Annotated in this window: 15 protein-coding genes; 6 read left to right on the forward strand and 9 right to left on the reverse strand. The window is 62.4% G+C overall.

From position 1 onward, the window contains the following. Nucleotides 1-21 precede the first annotated feature (21 nt). Nucleotides 22-1491 (reverse strand): APC family permease, encoded by a 1470-nt coding sequence (locus AAF358_03530; GenBank protein ID MEM7704595.1) that lies wholly within the window; start codon nucleotides 1489-1491, stop codon nucleotides 22-24. A gap of 176 nt (nucleotides 1492-1667) precedes the next feature. Here AAF358_03530 and AAF358_03535 point away from each other — a divergent pair, with 176 nt between their 5' ends. After that, nucleotides 1668-3467, forward strand: a complete 1800-nt coding sequence (locus tag AAF358_03535; GenBank protein MEM7704596.1) for an MFS transporter — start codon at nucleotides 1668-1670, stop codon at nucleotides 3465-3467. A gap of 6 nt (nucleotides 3468-3473) precedes the next feature. Here AAF358_03535 and AAF358_03540 read toward each other — a convergent pair whose 3' ends face one another. From AAF358_03540 to paaN, 7 genes are all read right to left on the reverse strand, one after another. After that, a complete protein-coding gene (locus AAF358_03540; GenBank protein MEM7704597.1) occupies nucleotides 3474-5288 on the reverse strand; it encodes an acyl-CoA dehydrogenase in 1815 nt (604 codons plus the stop codon). 11 nt (nucleotides 5289-5299) lie between these two features. After that, nucleotides 5300-6739 (reverse strand): serine hydrolase domain-containing protein, encoded by a 1440-nt coding sequence (locus AAF358_03545; GenBank protein MEM7704598.1) that lies wholly within the window; start codon nucleotides 6737-6739, stop codon nucleotides 5300-5302. 49 nt (nucleotides 6740-6788) lie between these two features. Continuing rightward, on the reverse strand, nucleotides 6789-9914 hold the full coding sequence (locus AAF358_03550; GenBank protein MEM7704599.1) for an efflux RND transporter permease subunit: 3126 nt from the start codon (nucleotides 9912-9914) through the stop codon (nucleotides 6789-6791). Nucleotide 9915: 1 nt separating this feature from the next. Further along, entirely contained in the window at nucleotides 9916-10953 is a 1038-nt protein-coding gene (locus AAF358_03555) for an efflux RND transporter periplasmic adaptor subunit (GenBank protein ID MEM7704600.1), read from the reverse strand. A gap of 167 nt (nucleotides 10954-11120) precedes the next feature. Next, complete coding sequence (locus AAF358_03560) at nucleotides 11121-12095, reverse strand: helix-turn-helix domain-containing protein (protein MEM7704601.1); 975 nt, start codon at nucleotides 12093-12095, stop codon at nucleotides 11121-11123. Nucleotides 12096-12146: 51 nt separating this feature from the next. Further along, the gene (locus AAF358_03565; GenBank protein MEM7704602.1) at nucleotides 12147-13373 is read right to left on the reverse strand and encodes an acetyl-CoA C-acyltransferase; all 1227 of its coding nucleotides are present in this window, start codon (nucleotides 13371-13373) and stop codon (nucleotides 12147-12149) included. Between the two features lie 24 nt (nucleotides 13374-13397). Beyond that, nucleotides 13398-15095, reverse strand: a complete 1698-nt coding sequence (paaN, locus tag AAF358_03570) for a phenylacetic acid degradation protein PaaN (GenBank protein MEM7704603.1) — start codon at nucleotides 15093-15095, stop codon at nucleotides 13398-13400. A gap of 149 nt (nucleotides 15096-15244) precedes the next feature. On the opposite strand from paaN, the gene AAF358_03575 reads away from it, so the two are divergent. Next, nucleotides 15245-16672, forward strand: coding sequence for a carotenoid oxygenase family protein (locus tag AAF358_03575; GenBank protein MEM7704604.1), 1428 nt, complete (start codon nucleotides 15245-15247; stop codon nucleotides 16670-16672). A gap of 6 nt (nucleotides 16673-16678) precedes the next feature. On the opposite strand, the gene AAF358_03580 is transcribed toward AAF358_03575, so the two are convergent. Further along, on the reverse strand, nucleotides 16679-17599 hold the full coding sequence (locus tag AAF358_03580) for a nitronate monooxygenase (GenBank protein ID MEM7704605.1): 921 nt from the start codon (nucleotides 17597-17599) through the stop codon (nucleotides 16679-16681). Between the two features lie 140 nt (nucleotides 17600-17739). Here AAF358_03580 and AAF358_03585 point away from each other — a divergent pair, with 140 nt between their 5' ends. From AAF358_03585 to AAF358_03600, 4 genes are read left to right on the forward strand one after another with little or no spacing between them, the layout of a single operon-like run. After that, the gene (locus AAF358_03585; GenBank protein ID MEM7704606.1) at nucleotides 17740-18096 is read left to right on the forward strand and encodes a hypothetical protein; all 357 of its coding nucleotides are present in this window, start codon (nucleotides 17740-17742) and stop codon (nucleotides 18094-18096) included. 35 nt (nucleotides 18097-18131) lie between these two features. Next, the gene (locus AAF358_03590; GenBank protein MEM7704607.1) at nucleotides 18132-18698 is read left to right on the forward strand and encodes a YfiR family protein; all 567 of its coding nucleotides are present in this window, start codon (nucleotides 18132-18134) and stop codon (nucleotides 18696-18698) included. Further along, complete coding sequence (locus AAF358_03595; GenBank protein MEM7704608.1) at nucleotides 18695-23665, forward strand: EAL domain-containing protein; 4971 nt, start codon at nucleotides 18695-18697, stop codon at nucleotides 23663-23665. Before AAF358_03590 ends, AAF358_03595 begins: the two co-directional genes overlap by 4 nt. Further along, the gene (locus tag AAF358_03600) at nucleotides 23646-24521 is read left to right on the forward strand and encodes an HDOD domain-containing protein (protein ID MEM7704609.1); all 876 of its coding nucleotides are present in this window, start codon (nucleotides 23646-23648) and stop codon (nucleotides 24519-24521) included. Before AAF358_03595 ends, AAF358_03600 begins: the two co-directional genes overlap by 20 nt. Nucleotides 24522-24589: the final 68 nt, after the last annotated feature.

The following is a 24589-nucleotide window of genomic DNA, read 5'->3' on the forward strand; positions in this document are numbered from 1 at the left end:
TGCGATGCTCGGAAGCCATAATCAGTCGGGCAGCTGCGAGAACCGGGCTCGCCAATCATCGCCGGCACGGATCTGGAGGGCTCGGCGGAAAACGAAGACTGTGGTGCCCAGCCCCATCACCAGCAGCCAAACCCAAGTTGAGTGGAAGTACCAGACGCTTACCTCACCGCTCAGGTCCTTCCACACGTGGATCACCAGAAAGCCGGTCAGCAGCACCGATCCGCCGATACCCACAACCTGCTGAGACAGGCGGGAGGTCAGTGCGGTGATCTCACCGGCGAGCCGGGCGTTGACCCGGGGCAGTGTCAGCACCGTCACGCACATCAGCAGGAAGTTCACCAGCATCGCCGTCACCATGATGTCGATACCCAGGAAGAAATCGCCGGCGAAGTGGCTGCCAAGGACACCAACGCTCGCAATGACGCCGCTCAGCGCCAGAGCAACGTGCGGGGTATGAAATCGGGAATGCACCTTCGCGACGCCGCTGGGAAAGATTCCGTCCTCCGCCCAGGCGAACATGAGGCGCGACACTGCGAGCAGCATGGCCGGCAGGTCGTTGATCAGTGCGACCGCCGCGCCGGCCAGGATCGCGGCACCGAGGCCGGTTGGCAGCAGATAGGCCAGCAGGCCGGGCGCTGAAATATCGCGGGCCTGGGCCTGCTCAGCAACATACCACCAGGGGACCGCGTGATATACCGCGGCGGCAAACAGGAAATAAAAGGCGCCGACCGCGGTGATAGCCAGCAGGATAGCCAGCGGCAGATTGCGAGACGGCTTGCGAGCCTCGCCGCCCGCCTGAGCGATCGCGTCGAAGCCAATGAAGCTGGAAAACATCAGCGCTGCTGCCGAAAGGAAGGTCATCCAGCGCCAGGGCGCATCCGGCTCATCGCTCATCGCCTGTCCTTCCCGCGCCAAGGCTGCGACGGAGAAGTCGCCGTGGTTAAACCAGAAACCCGCAACGATCACGATCATGCCGAGCCCGAACATGAGGAACATCATCGGGACCAGCGTGCGCGCATAAAGCTTTACGCCCAGCACGTTGATCAACACAAAAATCCAGATAAGGCCCAGTGCGAGGCTTACTCGAACCGAGCCAAGCTGCAGCTCAGCCGCAAGGTCCGACCAGCCGAGGGCCGCGGCGATGTCCCACAAGAACGGCACAATGACATACGCGATGACGCCGATCACGATAGAAAGCCCAAACCACTGGGAGAAGCTGGCGATAAAGCCCAGATACGGACTCAAGCCGCGGCTTGCGTAGAGGTAACTGCCGCCGGGCCGCGGCATGGCGGACGCGAGCGTGGCGTATGCAAATGCCGCAAACACCGCAGGAATGGCGGCAAAGACAAACGCTGGCAAAACGTATTGACCGATCCCCGGAACGCTGCGGTGCACCATAAACGGAACAACGTTGATCGACGCTCCCAGCATCGCGCAAATACCGGTGGCGGTCAGTCCCAGCAGACCGAGGTGTCTTTTGAGTTGGGGCATTGGGCTTCCAGCGAGGGCCGCATCAATATGCCCACTGCAAACCATGAGCGCAACCTCCCGAACGGCACTATCACAAGGGCATAAGTCCCCATTGTCCCTTACCTTTCTTGCCGGCGGCCTTCGCGAAAGATATTCGCTACTATCGACGCTGGCCTGAATAACCAAACCAAAAAATTATGGCCGTCAGCCTCGTTCTGTCAGACAGCGCCCGGATTCGTTACGTCACCGGCGCGGTCATGTATTTCGCCCAGGGGATTCCCCAGGGACTTCTTGCGATTGCCTTGCCGGCCTGGATGGCCAGCCAGGGAGCCACCGCAGCGGATGTCGGTTCCTACCTGGCGGTCATCGTGCTCCCCTGGGCGTTCAAGCTGCTGTCCGGCCCGCTGATGGATCGCTATCAGCTGCCCAGCATGGGGCGACGAAAGCCCTGGGTGCTGGCCGCGCAGCTCGGCTTGACGGTTTCGCTGCTCGGACTGATGCTCATCGAGAATCCTGCGGAGCAGGTTGGACTGCTGATGGTGCTCGGTGTTCTGATCAACACGTTTGCCGCCACTCAAGACGTCGCCGTCGACGGCATGTGCATCGACCTGACGCCGGTGCGCGAGCAGGGCCGGCTCAACGCGTTTATGAGTTTCGGGAAGGCCGCCGGCTGGAGCGCGACTGCTGCGGTGAGCGGCGTTCTGCTGGCAACTTTCGGGATGAAAGTGACGGCCATCGCGGCGGCTTCCCTGGCCGGCCTGCTGGCGCTCGCGTTTGTGCTGGTGACCGAGCGCCCCGGGGAACGCAGGCTGCCGTGGTCCCGGGGCAAGGCCGCGACCGGTCAGCCGCCGGAAGGCTCGTTTGGCACCGTTTTCAAAGCCCTCAACCAGGTGCTCTGGAGCCGAGCCAGTCTGGTGGTCATGGTCATCATGTTCGTTGACGGGCTGGTGACCGGCTACGGCCAGGCGCTGATGCCTTTTGCGGCGGTCAACCTTTTTGGATACACGACGCCCGAGTGGTCTCAGCTGGTGGCGATGATGGGGCTGGTCGGCGCTGCGATTGCGCTGACGCTCGGTCCGCTCGTCGATCGATTCGGCGCCAAGCGAATGCTGATTCTGACGGTGTCGCTGGTTGCCATCCACGCATTTTTGATCGCCCAGACTCAGCAATTGTGGGAGGACAGCACCTACGTCCGGGTGATGCTGTCGCTCTGGATCATCTTGATTCCCGTAGTCATGGTCTGCGTTATCGCGCTCGCGATGGCGCTCTGCTCCAGCAGCATCTCAGCAACGCAGTTTGCAATCTATATGTCGGTGGCCAACCTGGGACACTCGGCCGGCTCAAAGGTGTACGGCATGCTGGCGGAGAGGGCAAGCTACGTTGAGAGCTATACCTTTTTGGGCGCGTTTGTGGTCCTGATGATCATTACTCTGCTCTTTCATCGCGCGCCATCGCTGGAGGCGGAAAGCGAAGATCAGCCGATCCGCAGATCAACGGGATCCCGCTACACGGTTGGCTTAGGAGGGAGTGAGGCCGGCCTGTTTCTCTCCGGAGCCATGCGCTGTCCCAAATGCCGGGCCGACATGGACGCCCTGCTGGTCAACGGCGTCGAGATCGATCGCTGCAGTCAATGTCAGGGGCTTTGGTTTGACGCGGGTGAGGTAGAGCGGCTGCGCGACGCAGGCGTCGCGGACGCCATCGATCTAGGCGAGGCCGACCAAGGTCGAAAAACCAATGTTATCGACCGCTATGACTGCCCCCGCTGTAGTGGCGAGATGATTCGGATGGTGGACCCCGACCAGCGTCACATCTGGTTTGAGCAGTGCAGCGTCTGCACCGGATCCTTTTTTGACGCGGGTGAGTTTCGCGACCTGGCGACCTGGCGACAAAAAACCTCTCCGACCTGGTTAAGGGGCTCTTTGCGCCCGAGCGCAAATAGCTGGCCGTCTCTACCGCTCTGCGCGCCGGTACGCCCGGCGGAATGGTCTTTTGCTTGAGCAGAGTTAGCTGCCGGTAAACTGCTCCGGCAGCACCTGAATGCAGGTATCGTCCAGACTGGCCACGGTGCGCAGCGCCAGCTGAGCTTTTGGCAGTTCGTAGCGGAAAAAAAATCGGCACGCCGCCAGCTTGCCTTCGTAAAAACGGCTGTCATGGTCGGAACCCTCATCTTTCGCCGCCGCGTCCAGCGCACTCTGTGCCGCAAGCGCCTGCCGCAACCACAGCCACGCCACAACAACGTGCCCAAAAGCATCCAGGAACAGCGTGGCGTTGGCCATGCTCAGCTCCGGATCGCTGCAGGTGACGACCGTCTGAACCGTTTCGTCCACCTGAGCCAACGCCGATTCGAGCTCTTGCGCTAGACCCGCTAGGCCAACGCTGGCCGCTGCCAAGTCAAGGTCCGACTGTATCTCGCTACGCAGGACCTGCAGCGCGATGCCCTCGCCCATCCGAACCTTACGCCCCAAGATGTCCAACCCATGAATCGCGTGGGCCCCTTCGTGGATGGCGTTGAGACGATTGTCGCGGTACAGCCGCTCCACCGGGTAGTCGCGCGTGTAGCCATAGCCGCCCAGCACCTGAATCGCCAGCTTGTTAGCCTCCAGGCAATATTCGGATGGCCACGATTTGGCCACCGGCGTCAGCAGCTCCAGCAGGGCCGCCAGCCGCTGGTATTCCTGGCGTTCCTCGGTCAGCTTCTGTCGATCCAGCAGGCTGGCGCAGTAAAAGATCAGCGCTTGCCCACCCTCCACAAACACCTTCTGTGTCATCAGCAGCCGTCTGACGTCAGCGTGCTCAATCAGCTTGACCTGCGGGGTCGTCGGATCTTTGCTCCCCAGCCGCCGACCCTGGGCTCGCTCCCGGGCATAGTCGAGGGCATAAAGGTAGCCACCCAGCGCTGCGGCCACCGAACCAAGCCCAACGCCGATCCTTGCCTCGTTCATCATGTGGAACATGTTGGCCAGCCCTTCGTTCTCGCGGCCGACAAGAAAACCCTCGCAGTCTCCTGACTCGCCAAAGTTGAGCAGGCAGTTGCTGGTCCCCCGCTGGCCCATCTTGTGGTTCAGCCCGGCCACGACCACGTTGTTGAATTCACCCAGGGTGCCATCGTCGTTGACACGGATCTTCGGGACCAGAAACAGCGAGATGCCACGAACGCCCGGCGGCGCGTCGGGCGTACGCGCCAGCACCATGTGCACAATGTTCTCGCTGAGGTTGTGGTCGCCGCCGGATATCCACATTTTCGAACCGCTCAGGCGATAGCTGCCGTCTTCCGCCGGCGTCGCGGTCGTTCGGATATCTCCCAGCGAAGAGCCGGCCTGCGTCTCGGACAGGCACATCGTGCCAAACCAGCGTCCTTCCAGCAGGGGACCCAGGAATCGTTCCTTCAGGGCGTCGTTGCCGCAGGTCTTCAGCAGGTTGGCGTTGGCGGCCGTCAGAAAGGCGTAGTTGGCCACGCCCGTGTTGGCACACATAAAGATACCGCTGATGGCCTGAGTGACCAGCCAGGGAAGCTGCATCCCGCCGATGTCGCTGTCGAAACCCGCCGCCATAAAACCCGACTCGCGAAACGCGTCGAGCGCCTCGATCGCTTCGGGTATGACTTCGACCTCACCGTCGACAAACGCCGGCTCGCTCGCGTCGGCGGCGGCGGCTACCGGCTGGAACTTCTCTTCGGCGAGCGCCTGGGCGGCGTCCAGCACCGCAGTGATCGTGTCGCGATCGTATTCAGCGTAGCGCTCAGCTTCGAGCAGGGTTGGAAGCCGGTACAGCTCGTCCAGATAGAAATCCAGATCACGGCGATTAACGATCAGCGACATAGAGAAACCTTTTATTGATCCGGGTGCGATGCGAGCCAGCTTTGAGCTTCTCGCGTATACCAGTGGGTCGAGAAATTTTCGGCGTCAACAATAGCGCGAAAATGGCGCGCGGCTCGAGCGCGATCATCGGCACCGGCAAAGAGCTCGCCGAGGTAATAGTGGACGTAGGGATTGTGGGGATCCGTTTGCAGCAGCTTTTTACCCAGGGACGCCAGCTCAGGGTCCCAGTCGGCGCGAAGCTGAAGCTCGCGATGAAACGCCACCGTTTTCAGAAACATCACGGCGTGCATGACGTTCAGATCAGCTCGCTGCACCCAGTGCTCCGGGCTGGGCAACAGCCGTTCCAACGCGTTTTGAGCGTTCTCGAACTGACTCTCGTCATAGCGCGCCAGGAAAGCGCTGGTCATGAGATCCGCTTTGGCGCGCTGCTCGGCGGTAGGGAAGCTCTGACCTTCGTCGGTCAGAAAGCCCTCAACAAACGCCAACATCAGCGGTGAGGTCATCACGTCGCCGTTGATCAGTCGCGCCGCGTCACTGAACAGATTGTTGTTCGCCAGCGCCACCATCTGGAGCTCCTTTGCCGGCACGATTACCCAAAGACCGGCAAAGCCATCGTATTGCCCGTAAGCCCAAAACACCTGCTGGCCGGCCACCTGCTGCACAAAAATCCCGTGCCCGTACGGAAGATCCGGGCCGAAAGGCGTGGTGAGCTGCCGCCAGGATCCGTCGCTCAGCAGATCCTTACGCAGCAGCGCCTGCCCCATGCGGATCACGTCGCGGGGCGTTGCGATCAAGCCGGCTGACGCGGATACGCCAAACTCGTGATCTAAGGCAAGGCTTTGGCCTTCATAGCCGTGAGGTGTGGCCAGTCGTTCGCGGGCGGCTGCGGACAGCGTCTCTATTTCGTAGAGGTGGGTATCGGACAGCGCCAGCGGCTGCAACACCCGTTCCTGCAGCAGCTCACCAAACGGTTTGCCGCCAACCTTTTGCGCGATCGCCGTAAGCAGGCCAAAGCGAAAGCTGTAGTTGAACTGCTCGCCAGGATCGCCCTGCGAGGTGTGGGACAGCAGGTGCTGTAGCTGAACGTTTCTGGTGAGGCCACTTTCAGGCAGCCAGCGAGTCACCGGGTCCATGAACGACAGCGCACCATCTTCTGCGAGATCCGCCAGCAGCACGGCGCTGTAAACCTTGGTCAGGGACGCGAGGGGAAAGAGGGTGTTGGGCGTTACGGCCTGCTTGCTCGCCAGGTCTCGATCGCCCAGGTAATCCTGAAATAGCACCGTGCTGCTTTCCGAATCCACGCCGACCACAATCTCAACCGCCAGACCGGGGACGTAGAACGCGCGTTTCAACGCTTCAAGGCGTTGGGAAAAGGCGGCGACCGAGTCTTTTGCCAGCGACTCGTTGGCCCACAAGAGTGGCGCGATAAGAATCCAGAGAACGCCGAGCAACCGCTTTCCGAGAGCCACAGGTCGACGCGCGATCGGAGCCGACCTGCTGCTACCGCGCCTGCTGCGCTTGGGCAATTTCGGTCTCCAGCTTGCGAACCTCCTCGGAACGGACGCGGCCGAAGCGCCCGAGGAGCAGGTAGATGACCGGGGTCACATACAGCGTAAACAATGCGGCAAAACCCAACCCGCCGAATATGACCCAGCCGATGGCAGCCCGCGCTTCCGCGCCAGCGCCGCTCGCCAGAATCAGCGGCAGCGCGCCCAGCACGGTAGATACGATGGTCATGGCGACAGGGCGCATGCGTACCTCGGCGCTCAACGTGATGGCTTCCTTGACCGCCATGCCTCGATCGCGGAGCTGGTCGGCAAACTCCACCACCAAAATGCCGTTTTTGGCCATGAGCCCGATCAGCAGAATCAGGCCCACCTGAGAATAGATATTGATGGATGTGCCGGTCAGGAAAAGCGCCGCCAGCGCGGCGGCCACACCAAGCGGCACGGTCAGCGTCACGACAGTGGCGCTCATAAACCCCTCAAATTGCGCGCAGAGCACCAGGAACACCACCAGCAGCGCAACGCCGTAAATCACCGCGACCCCGCGCGTCGACTCTTCTAAAGTGGCGGCCTCTCCACGGAACATCAGGTTGAGGCCCGCCGGCAACGTCTGCGCCGCAAGTCGTTCGATATCGGCCACCGCGTCGGCGAGCGGCACACCCGCCGCCAAATCAACGTCTACTTCGATCGCCCGACGCTGGCCGTGCCGATCGAGCTGGGTGGCGACGCCGGTCTCGGTAACCGTTACCAGATTCGTCAGCGGCACTAGCTGACCATCACCCGTGCTGACGTGCAGGCTCATCAGATCTGTTGGATCGTTGATCTGATTGATTGAGGCCTCGAGCAGAAGCGGCACCGCTTCGTCGTCGATGTTCAGATCAACCACCTCAACGCCATCAATCGCGGCCGTCAGCGTGCTGGCCAGACCGGCCAGCTCTACGCCCAGTTCGCTGGCGCGTTGGCGGTCGATCAGGATGGCCAGCTGCGGTTGGGTCGGCGCGAAGCCGATGTCGGGGTTACTCACAAGCGTCGACTGTTCAGTGATCGCGGCGGCGAGCAGCTTGGCACCCTCAAAGATCTCTTCATAGTCACTGCCGGTCACGGCGAACTCAAGTCCACCGCCCTGGCCTCGAAGATTGAGGCTATTGTCGCCATAAACCGAGACCCGCGCACCGGGCAGGTTGTCGAGTTTGCCACGGAGCTCCCGGATGATTTCCCCCTGGCTGCGTTCACGTCGACTCCAGTCGGCCAGCGGCAGCGTCACGCCGCTGCGATGAGGGTCCCAGGTACCCACGACGGTGAAGATGTCCGTGACCTCGCCGCTGTCGCGATAGGGTTCCAGGATTCGCTCGATCAGCTGGGTTTGACCTTCGATGTAGCCGAGGCCAACGCCGTCTGGACCGCTGGCCCTTACCCGAACCAAGCCGCGGTCCTCGTTCGGCAGCAGCTCCTTATCGAGCAGCGGGTACAAAGCCGCGGCACCCGCGGCGGTGCCCAGGGCCAGCAGCAGCGCCAGCAGCGGCCGCGCCAACGCCGCGGACAATGTCCCTAGATAAAACGTCTTCAGCAGCGAGCCGACGGACAGCAGCAGCTCGCCGCGCTTCCTGGAATTATCCGTAGTATCCGGGGATGAGGATCGAGTCGAGGCCAGCCGGGACGCCATGGCAGGCACGAGTGACAGCGCCACAAAGCTCGAGATAGCCACCGCCACGGCAAGCACGAAGCCGAACTCGCGGAACAAGCCGCCGGCGGTGCCGGGCAGAAAGGCGATGGGGATGAAGACCGATATCAGCACGGCACTGGTGGCGATCACGGCAAAATAGACCTGCCGGGTGCCGATCACCGCCGCGGCGCGCGCACCCATGCCCTGACTGGCCTTCCGCTGAATGTTCTCCAGCACCACAATCGCATCGTCGACGACTAGCCCCGTAGCGAGCAGCAACGCCAGCAGCGTCAGGTTGTTCACGGAAAAACCGCCGAGCCAGATCGCCGCGAGGGTGCCGATCAAGGCAACCGGTATCGTGACGGCGGGCACCAGGGTGGCCCGAGCCGAGCCGAGGAAGATCCAGATTGTGGAGATCACAATCGACACGGTCAGCGCCATGGAGATCAGCAGTTCGCGAATCGACTTCACGATAAAGGTCGAACTGTCGTCCGTCACCGCCAGCGACAAATCTTTGAACTGGCGTTCGAGCTGCGCGCTTCGGCTGCGCACCGCCTCGGCGATGCTGATGGTATTAGAGCCCGCCTGTCGAATGACGCCGAGGCCGATGACCGACAGGCCGTTCAGGCGAGAGAACTGATTGGCGTCCGCCGGTCCAAAATACACGTTAGCCACGTCGTCGAGCCTCACCTGGGGCGTGAGCATCAGCTCCCGGACCTGCTGAGCCGTCGTTACCGAGGCATTAGCCCGGACCAGCAATTCCTGGACATCCGAACGGAGGCTCCCCGCCGGCACGTCAAACGGCGCTTCGCGCAGCACCGCCTCCACGTCATTCATCGAGAGGTTAAAGCTGGTCAGGCGGAGCGGGTCGACCACCACACGAAGCTGGCGCCGGCGACTGCCTGACACCGTGACGTCAGCCACGCCGTCGATGGAAATCAGTTCGGGAATCACATCCTGCTCAACGACTCGAGCCAGCGCGTCGTCGGTGAGCGTCTCGCTGGTTGCGGCGACCGTAATCACCGGCTGAGCGTCCTGGTCAGCCTTCACGACAAAGACGTTTTCCACGCGATCCGGCAGCTGGCGACTGACCCGGCTGACCGCTTCGCGCACTTCGGCGGCGGCCGCGTCGAGGTCCACACCCGGGTTGAATTCCGCAAAGATCCGGGCGGAGTTTTCCTCGGAGGCCGATCGAAGCCGATACAGACCTGATACCCGCGCCACGGCGCCTTCGAGAATTCGGGTCACCTCGGCATCCATCGTCTCCGGGGATGCCCCAGGAAACTCGGCGCGGACGCTGACCACGGGCCGATCGACGTTAGGAAGCTCGCGAATCTCAACCGCTCCGAGCGCCGCCAGGCCGGCGATGACAATCAGCAGGTTCGCGACCAGCACCAGCACCGGTCGCCTGATTGCCAGGCTGGGCAGATCGCCTGTGGTGCTCTTAAGATCGACCATCTCAGCTGGCCGGTGCGCCGGAACCGGGGCCAGCGAGCTTGCTACCCTCTCGTACCCGCTGTACCCCTTCAACGATGATCTGATCGGTACCGCGGAGCGGTGCATCAACCAACACCCAGCCTTCTTCGCGCTGAATGACCTGCGCTTCGACGCGCTCAGCCAGCCCCCCGCTGTCGCGCCAGACGTAGGCACCTTCCGCACCCCACCGAAGCGCGACCTCCGGGATTCGCGCGTAGCGTCCCTCAGCGGACTCGACCGCCACACTAAAACTCATGCCGGGACGCAGCAGATCAGCGCTGTTGTCGAGCCTGGCCTGGACGCTGAGCGATCGCGTGACCTCGTTGACCCGGCTCCCTAGCTCCACCACTCTGGCCGTGAGCTCCGACGCGCCGTTGAATGTGCGAACCTTCACCGGATCGCCGGTGGCAAGCTGACCGACCAGCTGTTCGGGTACGTCGAAGCGAACCAGCAGCGTGCTTCGATCATCGAGTGTGGTGACCAGGGTATCTGGATTGACCCGGTCGCCAGACTCGACGTCCGTCAAGCTGACCACGCCGGCAAATGGGGCGCGAATGACACGGCGCCGCAGCGCAACTTCCGCTCGTTCGAGCGCAATCTCTGCTGCGGTGACCGCGGTTTGTGCGGCGTCGAAGGTGGTCGGTAGCACCGCCCCCGAATCCTGGGCACCCTGGTAACGCTCGAGCAGCCTTGTCGCATCTTTAAGCGTTACCCGGGCCAGTTCGACGGCCAGCTGTTCATCGCGCTGCTCGAGCTGCACAAGCAGCTGGCCTGCGCTGACGCGCTCTCCGGGCGCGAAGTCCAGGGTCTCGACCGCACCCGCCGCTTCCGGGTAGATGTCGACCGAGCGAGCGGCCCGCGACGTCCCGACCACATCCAGGCGCGTTCGTCGCGGCTGAAACTGCACCGGCTCCAGGCGGACTGGGACACTGCGTTCGCGCCGATCGGCGGCGGTTGTTGCATCGATGTCCGGATCCGAACATCCCGCAAGCAGGCATAGCGCAGCTGCGGCAACCAGCAAACGGCTGGCGGTCCGAAACCTACGTGCGGATTGGCGGGATGGCATCCTTAACATGGCGCACACTATATACGACGCGGCGGCGAAACATACCGACCAACATGCGAAGGGCGCGTCTAGATCTCTGGCGTTATTACCGTTTCTCGACTCGACGGCCGGCATGGCGACCGTTAAGTGATGGCCGATGCGGGCAGCACGCGGGCCAAAGACACGGACCTGGCTTCAACCTGCGAATCAATGTCGCCAAGCGCGAGCGGCTGTCGACAGGCGGAGCAGACAAAAGCCAGCTTCAGCGGCTCACCGCAAGTCCGATGCGACAACAGGATTGGCGGCCCCTCCGCCGCCGGGTACCAGCGGTTGCCCCAGGTGAGCAGCGCAACCAGTATCGGGTACAGCTCTCGGCCCCTGTCGGAAAGTCGATAGGCGAACCGAGCCGGTGCGTTCTGGTAAGCCAGCCGACGGAGGATCTTCGCCTGGCAGAGCCACTTCAGTCGGTCCGAGAGAATGTTGCTGGCCGCCCGGGTTGCCCCGAGCAGATCGTCGTAGCGATTGATGCCGCAGAAAACGCTGTGCAGAATCAGGCCCGACCAACGGTCGCCGATGGTCTGGAAGCAGGTATCCAGCAGGCCGCTGCGAACCGGCGTCTGGTCGCTGCGGCGGCGGCGGCGAGCATAACCTGCGTGGATCAGATCAGCGCTCGGCCCCGCCGTCCACGCACAGTCTCTGGCGCTCAGATCCTGATGGCAATGCCCACAGACCGTTAACGGAACCATCGTCTCTCCGCACATTTTGTGCGTGAGCGTGATCACCCATTTGCTGTCCTTGTGACCCCAGCGCTGCTCCCACTGGAACATCGCCAGCGCGGCCGGGAACAGGTCCATCAGCTTTTTGGTGCCCCGATACTCACTCCTTGGGGGCCGGACCGAATACGCGTGGCGCCGCAGCAGGTCCGCGCCAACCAGAGTTTTCAGCCGGCTGCTGAGAACGGTTTTTGGCAGCCCGGTGAGCGTCTGAAGCTCGCTAAAGCGACGCGCCCCGAGCCAGTAGCCTTCCAACGTAAGCAGCGTTGCCCAATCACCGAGTAGATCCAGGGCGCGCCAAATCGATCGGCTTTCTTTCGGGGCGGAGGTTGCCGCAACCGCCACTAGCCGCCCATTTCCCGGGCTACATGCTGGCAGCCTCGTCGTTCGATCACTTCAGGCGCGCTCAATTATCATTGCTGACCCGATGCCACCACCAGCCAGCGCCACCGCCATGCCCAGACCGGTGTCGCTTTGCTCAAGTTCGTTGAGCAGAGTGCACAGTAGGATCGCTCCGGTGGCGCCCATCGGGTGCCCCATGGCCAGATGCCCACCGTTGACGTTAATCCGCTCAGGATCGACATCGAAGCGGCGCTCAAAGCGCAGTGGCACCGCGGCAAACGCTTCCATAAACTCAATCCGATCGAGCTGCGCCAGCTCGAGCCCCGCACTCTCCAACGCCTGCTCCATCGCGGCAAAGCCAGCGCCGAACTGCAGGACTGGATCCCCGGCGGTCTCTGCGACCGCCAGCACCCGCGCCCTTGGGCGCAGGCCCACGCTCTGCCCGGCTTCGGCGGATCCTGTGAGGACCAGTGCGGCACCGTCCGCCATACCCGGACAGTTGGCAATCGAATGGACGTGGTCAATGGCCGACAGGTTCGGCCGATGATCCAGCACGCGCTGATCCTGCCCCGCCTGGCCAAGCTCGGCGAATGCCGGAGGCATCGACTCCAGCTGCTCAGCACTGAGGCCCGGACGGACCAGCTCGTCGTGCGCCAGCAGCGTTACGCCGTCACGGTCGCGAACCGGAATCACGCTGGCATCATACTTGCCGGCCTCCCAGGCCGCGGCGGCCCGCTGGTGAGATCGAAGCGTCAAGCGATCCAGGTCCGCTTTTGTAAATCCTTCTTCCGTGGCGATGAGCTCAGCGCCCATGATTGGCGCCACCCAATTGAGCTGGGCGCTAGTAGCGGGATCGGCATAGTAGGCCGCTTTGTCCGCCTGAAATGGGACCTGCGAGAGCATCTCGACGCCGCCCGCCAGACTGAGCCCGGCGTCGCCGGCTCGCGACCGGAGCGCCGCTTCAATCACCGCGGTCATGCCGGAAACGCAGTAATTATTGAGGGTTTTGGGTGCAACGGTCTCAGGCAGGCTCGAGGCAATGCGAGACACCAGCGCGAGATGCCCCCCCTGCGAACCCACCTGCCCAACACACCCCAACAGCAGCTGCGCCACGCTTGCCATAGCGCCTTTGTCGTGACGCTCCGCCAGAGCATCGACCAGCTGCGAGACGAGATGCTGCGGCGGAACGCTGGCGAGCGCGCCTCCAGCTTTACCTTCCCGAGGCGCTGTGCCTTTGCCACGCGGAGTACGCAAAGCGTCATAGATATAGGTGCGGGTCACGGAAGGGTCCTCAATGTGGCACTCTCATGCCGCCGCCGGATCTACCGGCTCGCGAAACTGGATGATTCGAAAGCGGTCAGCCACAAACGCTAGATCGGTCAGGCAAGCGTTCCCCGCCGGGTTCAGCCCCGTTACGTGGTAATCGCTGTAGGCGGCGGCAAAGTTGATGGGCATCGGCGCGGTCATGTTGCACCAGAGCGACGCGCCCGCGTCTGCAAACGCCTCCTGTGCCTGCGCGAGAAACGCCGGATTGACGCTGTACGCATAAGAGCTGATGGCACCGAACCGCTGCGCGTTGTCTGCCGCGTGTGTGAGCGCTGATTCGGCGTCCGGCTCCTTAACGAGAAACGCCACCGGCGCGAAGTGCTCCTCCTGATACAGCGCTCGCTGCGCCGGCGTCACGAGACAGACCAGCGGCGTTGCGGTGCGGGCATCGGGAAAGTCGGGGTGAACGTACGGACGGCTCGGCAGTCCGATCGCTCCTCCAGCCTGCTGTACGCCCGCCGCCACCGATTCCAGCACGGTCAGGGACTGGTCCGCCTGGATTGCAGCGCACAGCCGGGAGGCGTGAAGCGGGTCTTCGGTACGCGACCGAATCGCTGCGATCAGCCGCTGACTGAAGTCCTCAAACGTCAGGTGCCCCTGGTCGCTTTCGATTCCGGTCGCCGGCACATGGACGTTCTGCGGGCTGGTGCACATCTGGGCCGAAAACCCGCAGAACCCGTTGGCCAGGCCGCTGATCAGCCCATCCAGGTTGTCGGTGGACTCAACGACGACGCCGTTGCAGCCCGCGGTTTCGGTGAAAACCTGCGCATGCCGGCAGTTTTCTTCAATCCAGTGCCCGAAGCGCTGCGAACCCGTGTAGTCGACGATAGCGCAAGCGGGGTGCTCCAAGAGTTCAATCGTGATCGGATCGGCGGCGGTGTCGGCCGCCATCAGCACCAGGTTCGGATCATGACCAGCTAGTGCCAGCACCTCGCGACACACCCTCACCGCCATCGCGACAGGCAGAATGCCGTTGGGGTGCGGTTTGAGGATCGCAGGATTCGCCGTCACAAGGTTCGCGAACAGCGCGGGATAGGCGTTCCACAACGGGAAGGTTGCGCAGCAGACGACAGCAGCCACGCCACGCGGCACGGTTCGATAGGTTTTGTTTAGGGTGACCTCACCGGCCCGACCGAACGGTTTGCTCCAGCGCGCGGTTGGCCTGACTTCCTGCAGGGCCTTGGCCGCGTAAGCAACGGCCTCGACGCCACGATCCAGCGCGTTGGCGCCGCTGCCGGAAAACGCCATAAGAAAACTTTGCCCCGCTGTGTGCATCGTGGCGTGAGCGTTGACAAACGCCTGTTTCTCGAGCGCGAAAGCCATCTCCAGACAAAGGCCGGCTCGTTCCTGCCAGGGCACTTTCTTCCAGGCCTTCATCGCTGTCTGGGCCGCAGCGTAAAGTGCTTCTACGTCGCACTCTGGATAGCTGATCCCGAGAGGCTGCTGCGTATACGGAGAGATTTCGGCGCCGGTGCGCCCGGTCTCTCCGGGCTGGTCGAGCTCAAAAGGTTGGCCCAGCATGGCCTCAAAGGCGGCTTTTCCGGCCTCCGGTGCACCGTCAGGATGCAGACGCGCGCTGGGCGATTCGACAAAGGGGCTCCAGTATTCCCGACTGTCACAGGCCGCAATCGCTGCGGCCAGCGTGTGTTGGTGTTGGTCGAAATACGGTGTGGTCACGCGGCTCTCCTCGCCGGGGCAGGGTCTGATCCGCAGGATGCTGCGCCGGAGCCCGACCTATTGTCCTGGATGCTAGGGGAAGTTGGTTTGTTTATGCAAGTTACGACATAATCTGGCGAAGCATCGGTCGTTATCCAGGAGTTCACCTCATGGCCAGTCAGCCCGCCTTGGACCTGAACAGCTACAACCCTTACCTCCACGGACCCTACCGCCCCGTTGAGCGCGAGCTTGATATCAGCGAACTCCCCGTGACCGGGGAGCTCCCGACAGATTTTGCGGGCGCTTACTTCCGCAACGGGCCCAATCCCCTCACCATGCCCAGCGGCATGCATCACTGGTTCGATGGTGACGGAATGGTGCACGGTGTTTATCTGGAGGACGGACAGGCCCGCTACGTCAATCGCTACGTGGTGAGCGCGGACTTTGAAGCCGATCGGACTGGCCACCTGGAAAAAGGCGGGATCATGTACCCGGCCACGTCCGACGGGACACCGACTACCTACAAGGACACGGCCAACACCGACATCCTCGTTCACAACGGCGAACTGATGGCGCTCTGGTACGTGAGCGGTCAGCCGGTGCGCCTGAACGCCCGCACCCTGGACACCATCCGCACCGAAACCTTCGCCGGCAAACTACCAAAAAACGTGTCGGCCCACTCGAAGGTGGACCCCGCCACGGGCGAGTTTTTGTTTTTCGACTACCAGCTTTTTGAACCCCGCTACAGCTTTGGCGTGGTCTCGAGCGACAACCGGCTGACCCACTTCACGGATATCGAGCTGCCCGGCCCCCGCCTGCCCCACGACATGGCGATCACCGAGAACTACGCGGTGCTGATGGATCTGCCGGTGGTCCTTACCGACAAGGCCCTGAAAGCCAAACGATGGAACATTCATTTTGATCCGAAGCTCAACACCCGCTTCGGCGTGCTGCCGCGAAACGGCAGCGGCAGCAAAATTCGTTGGTTTGAGTTCGACTCCTGCTACATCTACCACGTGATCAACGCCTGGGAAGAAGGCGACGAGGTGGTCATGACCGCCTGCCGGTTTCTCGACAACGGTCGGCCACTGGACAACCGGTTTGGCCCGTATGCCGGGATGGTAGACGTGCTCGCTCTCCGCGCACACGTCTACATGTGGCGCATGAACATGAAGACCGGCGAGACCCGCGAAATCCAGCTCGACGATACGGTCAGTGAGTTTCCGGTCATTAACTTAGGGCACACCGGCAAGGCTAGCCGCTATAGCTATCTGGCAACCATCCCCGACACCAGCACCCAGATTTTCGACGGCGTGATGAAGTTTGATTTTGAAACCAAGACCAGTGAGACCTACCGTTTTCCGCTGAATTGCTACGGCTCAGAGCCTGCCTTCGCACCGCGAAAAAATGCTGGCACCGAAGACGACGGCTATGTGGTCAGCATCGTGACCAACACGGTGGATGACACCTCAGCGCTGCTCGTCCTGGATGCCAAAGACATGGCGGCTGGACCGGTGGCCCAAGTGCATCTGCCGCAGCGGGTGCCCCTGGGATTTCACGGCACCTGGGCAAACAGCCACGAGATGGCCGTCAGCTAGCCGGCTTCAGGGGACGGCGCGAGCTTCGTCATACTGTTGCCGCAGCTCGGTCACAATCTCCGCGGCCGACTGACGCCGGTGAATCGAACCTACCCCGTGGCCTGCCGACCAGACGTGCTTCCAGGCTTTGATCTGGCCCTGAGAGTCTGACAGGTCCATGCCAGACCGCTGCCCCGGATTGTTCGGATCCATGCCCATCTTTTCGAGGCTAGCGCGCAGATAGTAGGCGGGCGCGCCGGTGAGCTTATCGCTGAGCACCAGGTCCTCCGCGGTCGCGGCGACCACCATGTCACGATATTCGTCGCTGGCCAGACTCTCTTGAGCCACGATAAATCGAGTCCCCATGTAGCAGAGGTCAGCTCCGAGCGCCTGAGCGGCCCGGATCGCCTGGCCGGTGCCAATGCCTCCCGCCAGCACAACCAGCCCGTCGAAAAACCGCCGAACCTCGCCGACAAAAGAAAACCCGGTCAGAAACCCGGTATGCCCCCCGGCGCCGGCCGACACCAGCGCCAGGCCGTCGGCACCTTTGGCGACGGCCTTGCGGGCCAGCGCTACCGAGTTGACGTCAGCAATCACCGTTCCGCCGTAGCTATGAACCGTATCGATCACCGGCTCCGGACTGCCTAGCGCGGTAATGACAATCGGCGGCTGATGTCGTTTGATCAGATCGATTTCAGCTTCCAGCCGGTCGTAGGAGCGATGGGTGGTCAGGTTTGCCGCAAAAGGTGCGGCATTCGGCTGGCGGGAAAGCGCGTGGCTGAGACGACCCAGCCACTCGTCAAGCGTATCGATGGTGCGGGCGTTGGGAAACGGAAACGCCCCGATCACACCGGCCTGGCAGGTCGCCTGAACCAGCTCAGGTCCAGAGACCAGAAACATCGGCGCCGCTATCGCCGGCACCGTCAGACGCTCAATCACCTCCCTCATGACCCTATAACCTCTTTTCCCGGCCGGTCCCGGGGTTCCGTGAGATGCCGCGAGTATCGCAAGCGATCCTAAAGGACGCCACCTCGAGGTCGATATACGGTCTGGTGATTTAACGAGGCCAGCTCGTGAGGATTTTTGCTTTGAGATGCCAACCACTGATAGCAGCGCTGGTGGGGACGCTGATGTGTACGGGTATCCAAGCGCAGGGGACGGAAGACTTTTTGAATCTCTCGCTCGAGGATCTGCCGTCGATCGAAGTCTATTCGGTGTCGCGAAAAGAGGAGGCGGGGCAAGGCGTCGATGGGGACTACGTCGGACGGATCAACGCTACACAGCAGGCGATCAGTTTCCGCGGCCCTTGGGAAACGCTCCGGGACTCCAACGCGGTCAACAGCGTCACTAACATCATCACTCGCAACGCCACGGAAACCCAGGGCGACCGGTTCAAGTATCTCGGCTTGCCTCGGACACTTGCCGAATGGTCTACCTGCAGCTAAGACTGCGCTGGCAGTAGCGCGACCGCCTCCCACTTATGTTGACCCCTCACGCCACCGCCTCCAGGATCAGACGAGACGGTCTTATCCTTCTGCTGACGCTGCTGACGCTCGGGTCCACCCGCGCCAATGACACGCCACAGTTCGAAAATAGCCTGAAGGCGGCGCTGGTCTACAAGATCATGGCATACGTGACCTGGCCGGACTCGGCTTTCTCGTCAGACGTCGACGCCCGTTTCAACGTCTGCGGCTACGGCGAAAACCCGCTTGAGGGCGCTTTGACGTCGCTGGCAGCGCGGCAGGCGGCAGGCCCGCAAATTGCGCTTTACAAACTGAACGGCGAAAAACCCGCAGCGCAACTCTGCCACCTCCTGTTTGTCGGCGACGTGGAGGACTTTGAGTCCGCGCTCGAGCTTACCCGCGACCAGCCAACGCTGACGATTAGCGATGCCGAAGCGTTTGCCGCCGGCGGCGGCATGATTGAGATCCGCAAGACGCGGAACAGTTTTGGGTTTCTCATCAATCGTGATGCGGCGCTGGATGCCAACCTCATGATCGCGGCACCGCTTCTGGAGCTGTCGACGGTGGTGGGAGGCAACCGGTGACAGAGAAACCGATCAGCAACCTGTCCAGCGTGTTGGCCAATATGTCAATTGCGGCCCGCATTCGCTGGATGATTTTTGGGGTCAGCGCCGGCGTTCTTATGGGCGGTGCGGCCATCTACTCATACATGGAGCTGTCGTTCTACCGGAGCTCGCTGCTCGATCGAGTATCGGTTGTGTCCGACGTGGTAGCAACCAACTCAAGCGCCGCGCTGTCCTTTGAGGACCCGGAAACGGCATCGCGCGTGCTGAACGCACTTGCCGCCGAACCGATGGTTGCAAGGGCACAGCTGATGTTCGCGGACGGCGCCCCGTTTGTGGCACTGGCTAGCGGGGATCTGACCACGGTGGATACCAACGCCGGGTGGCAGCGATCTGACGCAGGTTTCCAATACTCCATGAGCATGAGCCACCTCGAGATGCTGACGCCGGTCCGACGCGACACGGAGGTGATCGGCGCACTATATGTGGAGGCGAACATGGCCCCCATGTACCGGCAGCTCACCCGCTTCGCGCAGCTGCTGGGAGCCGTGATCGGCTGCCTGCTGCTGCTGGTGTACTGGCTCTCGATCAGGCTCGCCAGACAGATCACCTTGCCGATCCACGACCTTGCTGACGGCATGGCGCGCGTTAAGACCGAAAACGACTACACGCTGCGGGTGAAAAACGACGGGCAGGACGAAATCAGTCAGCTGGTTCGCGGGTTCAATGAGATGTTGACGCAGATTCTCGATCGAGATCTGGAGCTGGCCGGGCATCGAGATTCGCTGGAGAAAACGGTTCACGAACGCACCGTCGATTTGCAGGAAGCCAAAGAATCTGCCGAGGCCGCCAGTCGGGCGAAGAGCGAATTCCTGGCAACGATGAGCCACGAGATCCGCACCCCCATGAACGGCGTTTTGGGCATGAATGAGCTGCTGCTTGGCACGTCGCTAAACAACAGCCAGCGACATTTGGCGGAAACCGCCTATCGCTCGGCGGAAAATCTACTCGGCGTCATCAACAACATCCTGGATTTCTCCAAGATCGAGGCCGGTCGGCTGGAGCTGAGCCAGCAGGACTTTGACCTGCGCGTGCTGATCGACGACGTTATGGAAATGATGGCCGAGCAGGCGGCGCGCAAAGGCCTCAGCCTGATCACTGATGTCGACCGCCCGGGGGCGCTCTGGGTGACCGGCGACAGCGTCCGGCTTCGACAGATTTTGATCAACCTGCTCGGCAACGCCGTGAAGTTCACCGAAACGGGAGAGGTCAAACTGTTCCTGGAGACGGGGGTTGACGAGGCGAGCCGGCAGATGACGCTGTCTTTTGCCGTCAGTGACACCGGCATCGGCATCGATCCGCAGCAGGCGGAGCTGATCTTTGAATCGTTTTCGCAGGCTGACGGTTCTACGTCTCGCGCCTTTGGCGGCACCGGCCTGGGGTTGACGATCTCCCGTCAGCTCGTCGAACTGATGGACGGGCATCTAAGAGTCGTTAGCGAGCCGGGTCGAGGCGCCTGCTTTAGCTTCTCCATTGCGCTGAGCACAACTCAACCGAAGAGCGACAACCCGCTGGACCCCGAGTCTCTGGCCGGCCGACGAATTCTGCTGGTGGACGATCAGCAGACCAATCTGGATATTTTAAAGCGACAGGTCAGCGCCTGGGACATGCTCCCGGATGTCGCCGTCAACGGCGAAACCGCGCTGGAGAAGGTCGAGTCGGCGGCACGCTCGGGCAGCCCCTACGAGGCCATCCTGCTCGATTGGCACCTGCCCGACACCGATGGCGTGAGCCTGGCCAGAAACATCCGGACGGATCCGGAGATCCCTCCGGCCGCGCTGATTGTGCTCAGCTCCTCCGTGCAAGATATACCCAGCAGCCGCATCGAGGCGGCCGGGATCGATCGGCATATGAGCAAGCCCGTCCGGCAGGATACGCTGCTGGCCGGCCTGCTACAGCACCTGCCAGACACCGATGGCACCGCCTCGCAGGAGCTGGTTCCAGCCAACGACCCGGCATTCCCATCGCTGCACCTCCTGCTGGCAGAAGACAACCCGGTCAATCAGGAAGTAGCGCTCGCCATGCTGGAGACGCTGGGCTGCCGAGCGGATGTCGCCAACGATGGACACGAAGCGGTTGCGGCCGCCAGAACCACCCGCTATGACCTGATCCTGATGGACTGCCACATGCCCGGCATGGATGGCTTTGAGGCCGCGCGCCAGATTCGCCGGCACGAACAACAGCACGGCGACTCACCGGTCGCCATTGTTGCGCTCACAGCCGACGTCCAGAAAGGCATCGAGCAGCAGTGCGCGGATGCCGGCATGAACGGGTACCTGAGCAAACCCTTCGATCAGCAAAAACTCGGGGCCGAGGTACGGCGCTGGGCGCCGACCGCTACTCGAGAGGCGTTGGAAGCATCGGCGCCACCCACGCTGCAGCGCGAGGCCCTGGAAAACCTCCGGCAGGCGGGCGGCGAGACGGTGGTCGAGCGTGTCCTGGGACGATTCCTGGCGTTTCTGCCCGAACAGATGAAGCTCCTTGGCGTCGCTGCTGCCAACGATGACTGCGGCGCGATGAAAGACATCGCTCACAGCCTCAAATCCAGCTCGGCCAACGTCGGCGCCGAAGACTTCGCCGCGGTTTGCCGGGCGTTGGAAGAAGCGGCGTCGGCAGACCACCTGGCCGAGTGCCATGAACAGGCCGGTCGACTGCAGGCGCTTGCGGGCAACGTGTCGGCCGCAATCGCTCTGACGTTGAATAGCGATTCAGGTCCGGCGCCCAAGGTTGAGCTGGCGGTCGTTGCGTCCACGCCGCAGACCACCTTTGACCGGCATTCAGACCCTGGCATGGCGGCATCCGTTGTGCCAGCTGACGAAGCGTCCTCGCCGGAGCCGGTCGTCATGGTCATCGACGATGACGCCAACTTCCGGATGTCGCTGGATGACGTCCTGACCGCCGAAGGCTATCGCGTCAGCGCCTTCCACAGTGGCAAGCAGGCTCTGGCTGCGCAAAAGCAGCTGAATCCGGATCTTGTGCTGCTCGACGCGCAGATGCCGGGCATGGATGGCTTCGAAACGTGCGTCGCTCTGCGTGAGTGCGAAGGTTTCCAAAACCTGCCGGTGGTAATGATGACCGGACTGAATGACGCCAACGCGATCGAATCGGCGTTTCAGGCGGGAGCCGCCGCTTTTGTGCACAAGCCGCTTCAGTATTCACTGCTGTGTCAGCAGCTGCGCTTTATCCTGCGGGCCGCGCGCAACGATGCGCTGCTGCGCGAGCAGCAGGGGCAGTTCCGCAACATCCAGCGAATCGCCGAGATGGGCTACTGGCAATGGGACATCGAAGCCCGCCAGCTCAGCGTGTCCGCCCATCTGGCCAAGCTCTGCGGCTGGCCCGAAGCCGATCGCGCGATGGATCTGTCTGAGTTTCTACGTCGCGTACATTTTGAAGACCGGGATCGCGTCGAGGCATCGTTTCGCAACGACCGGGCCAAAGGCGCGGGCGCCACGCTGTGCTATCGATTGCTGCCGCCCGGCGGTGCACCGATTGAGGTCGAGCAGGCGCTGGAAACCAACCCCAATAACTCGCTGGTTGTGCTGGGCGCCGTCCGTGATGTCACCCACCGGCGAGAAACGGAAAAGAAAATCGAGCGTCTCGCGTCGTTTGACCCGCTCACGGGCCTGGCCAGCCGCCGTCAGCTCCTGAAGACGCTGTCAGAGCGTATGGCCACGAATGCGAACACACCCTTTGCGCTGCTGGTCGTCGAGCTTGAAAACTTCCGTGACATCAACGAAGCGCTGGGCTTTGAAGCCGGCGACACCGTACTGGCAACCGTTGCCGGCCTGTTCCGAACCATGCTGCGGCCAACAGACTTCGCCGCGCGCACGGGGGGAGACGATTTTTGTATTGTCGTCGATCCGCTGGAGAGTCCTATGGACGCAGCCCATCTCGCGATGGACTGTCGCCGTCGGATCTGCCAGCCGCTGGACATCAACGGCACCCAGCTTGAGCCGACGATCAGCGTCGGCATCTCGCGCTTCCCGGATGATGGCGCTACGCCCTTCGACCTGCTCAAGGCCGCGGACTCCGCCCTCCAGGTCAGCCGCAAGCGGGGCGACGCGGGCGAAATTGCCTTCTACCAGCCGGAGATGACCGACCGGGTCGCCCAGCGAATGTCGATGGAGTTTCGTCTGCGCCGGGCGCTGCGGCAGGATGAATTCCTCCTCCACTACCAGCCTAAGATCAATCTGGCGACCGGCCAGGTCTGCGGCCTGGAAGCGCTCGCGCGCTGGGATGATCCACATCATGGCCTCGTCTCCCCTGCACTGTTTATTGATGAGATGGAGCGGCTTGGACTGCTCGGTGAGCTCGGCGAACGGGTGCTGAAGCAGGCGTGCATCCAGGCTCAGGCCTGGGCCGAGACGGAACTCGGTTCACTGGTGGTTTCGGTGAATATCTCGCCCACCCACCTGTTGAAGGCCGGGTTCGTCAATACGGTCCAGCAAACCCTGCAGGATTCGGGACTGCCCTGTTCGCAGCTCGAGCTGGAGATCACCGAAGCAGCAGTCCAGCGCGCCGATCTCGCGCTACCGGTACTGGACCAGCTTCGCGAGCTGGGCGTCAGCATCGCCATCGACGACTTCGGCACCGGCTTCTCGTCGCTGGGTTCGCTGAAAAAGCTGCCGATTGACACGCTGAAGATCGACCGCGTGTTTGTCATCGATATGATGCACAACCCCGGCGACGCCATCATGATGGGGTCGATCATCGGCATGGCGAAAGGGCTCAAGCTCTCGGTCGTGGCCGAAGGGGTGGAAGACCGGGACCAGGTGGCAGCACTGTCAGCGCTGGGCTGCGATCAGATCCAGGGCTACTACTTTTCGCGGCCGGTCAGCGCGGCAGAGGTGCCGGAGGCCGTCAAACAGATCAATGAGCGGACCGACGATGTTCGCAGCCAGGCGATCCATGTCCGCGCAACCGGCTAAGTCTTCCGACCCGAGGCCGACGCCGATGCCGATGCCGATGGTGAGCACGGCGAGCCTGCCGGCGCTCCTCCCCGCGTCGGGCTATCTAGTCAACCGGTTGTCTGACCCGGAGCTCGATGCCCGAAGCCTACCCAGCGTTATCGAGAAAGCACCGGTCATCGCCGGCCGGATCCTGGCGCTGGCGAATTCCGCCTGGTCAGCGCCAGCAGTCCCGGTCACTTCGCTGGAGCTCGCCTGCCGTCGGCTCGGACTCAACATGATTCGGACCGTTGGGGTGGCCATGGCCGTCTCCCAACCCTTCCGTCCCGTCCCGGTCAGCGGCTTTAACGCGATCCGGTTCTGGGCGAGCTCTCTCCTGGCCGCTGATGCGGGCTACCTGCTCGCTGAGCCTTTGGCTCCGGAGTCCCGGGAGTCCGCTCGCACCGCCGCGCTGCTGGCTCGGCTGGGCATTCTGTGGCTGGTCGAAAACCGCCCCGAGGATCTGGCCCGCGCGATTGCGTTAATGCAGGCTGACGGAGACCTGGCGCTCAACGACGCACTCCGGCAATGCTGCGGCTTTGGGCATGTCGAGATCAGCCAGCAGCTAGCCGAGCACTGGCGCCTGCCCGACGTCTTGTGCGCTGCCATCGCCCGTCAAAAAGCTGCTGCACACGTCCCCGACGAGGAGCCGGTCACGCTCGTGGTCGCCAACGCCACCCGCATGTGTTTTGCCGTCACCCACCAACGAGATTTTGAGCCTGACGGACACCTCCTGCCATCGCTGAAGGTGGACGCCGAGCGCCAGCTCGACGCGTTTGAGAAGCTGAGAAAAGAAGCCCCAGCGATCCGCAGCCTGGCCTTTGAAATCACCGGCTGAGCGACTGCGCGGGCTTTGCTGATCGCATGTCCTAGAACCATCCTCAAACCTAAGGGCTGCCGCTCTTT

Source organism: Pseudomonadota bacterium, assembly GCA_039033415.1.
Classification (GTDB): domain Bacteria; phylum Pseudomonadota; class Gammaproteobacteria; order Xanthomonadales; family SZUA-38; genus JANQOZ01.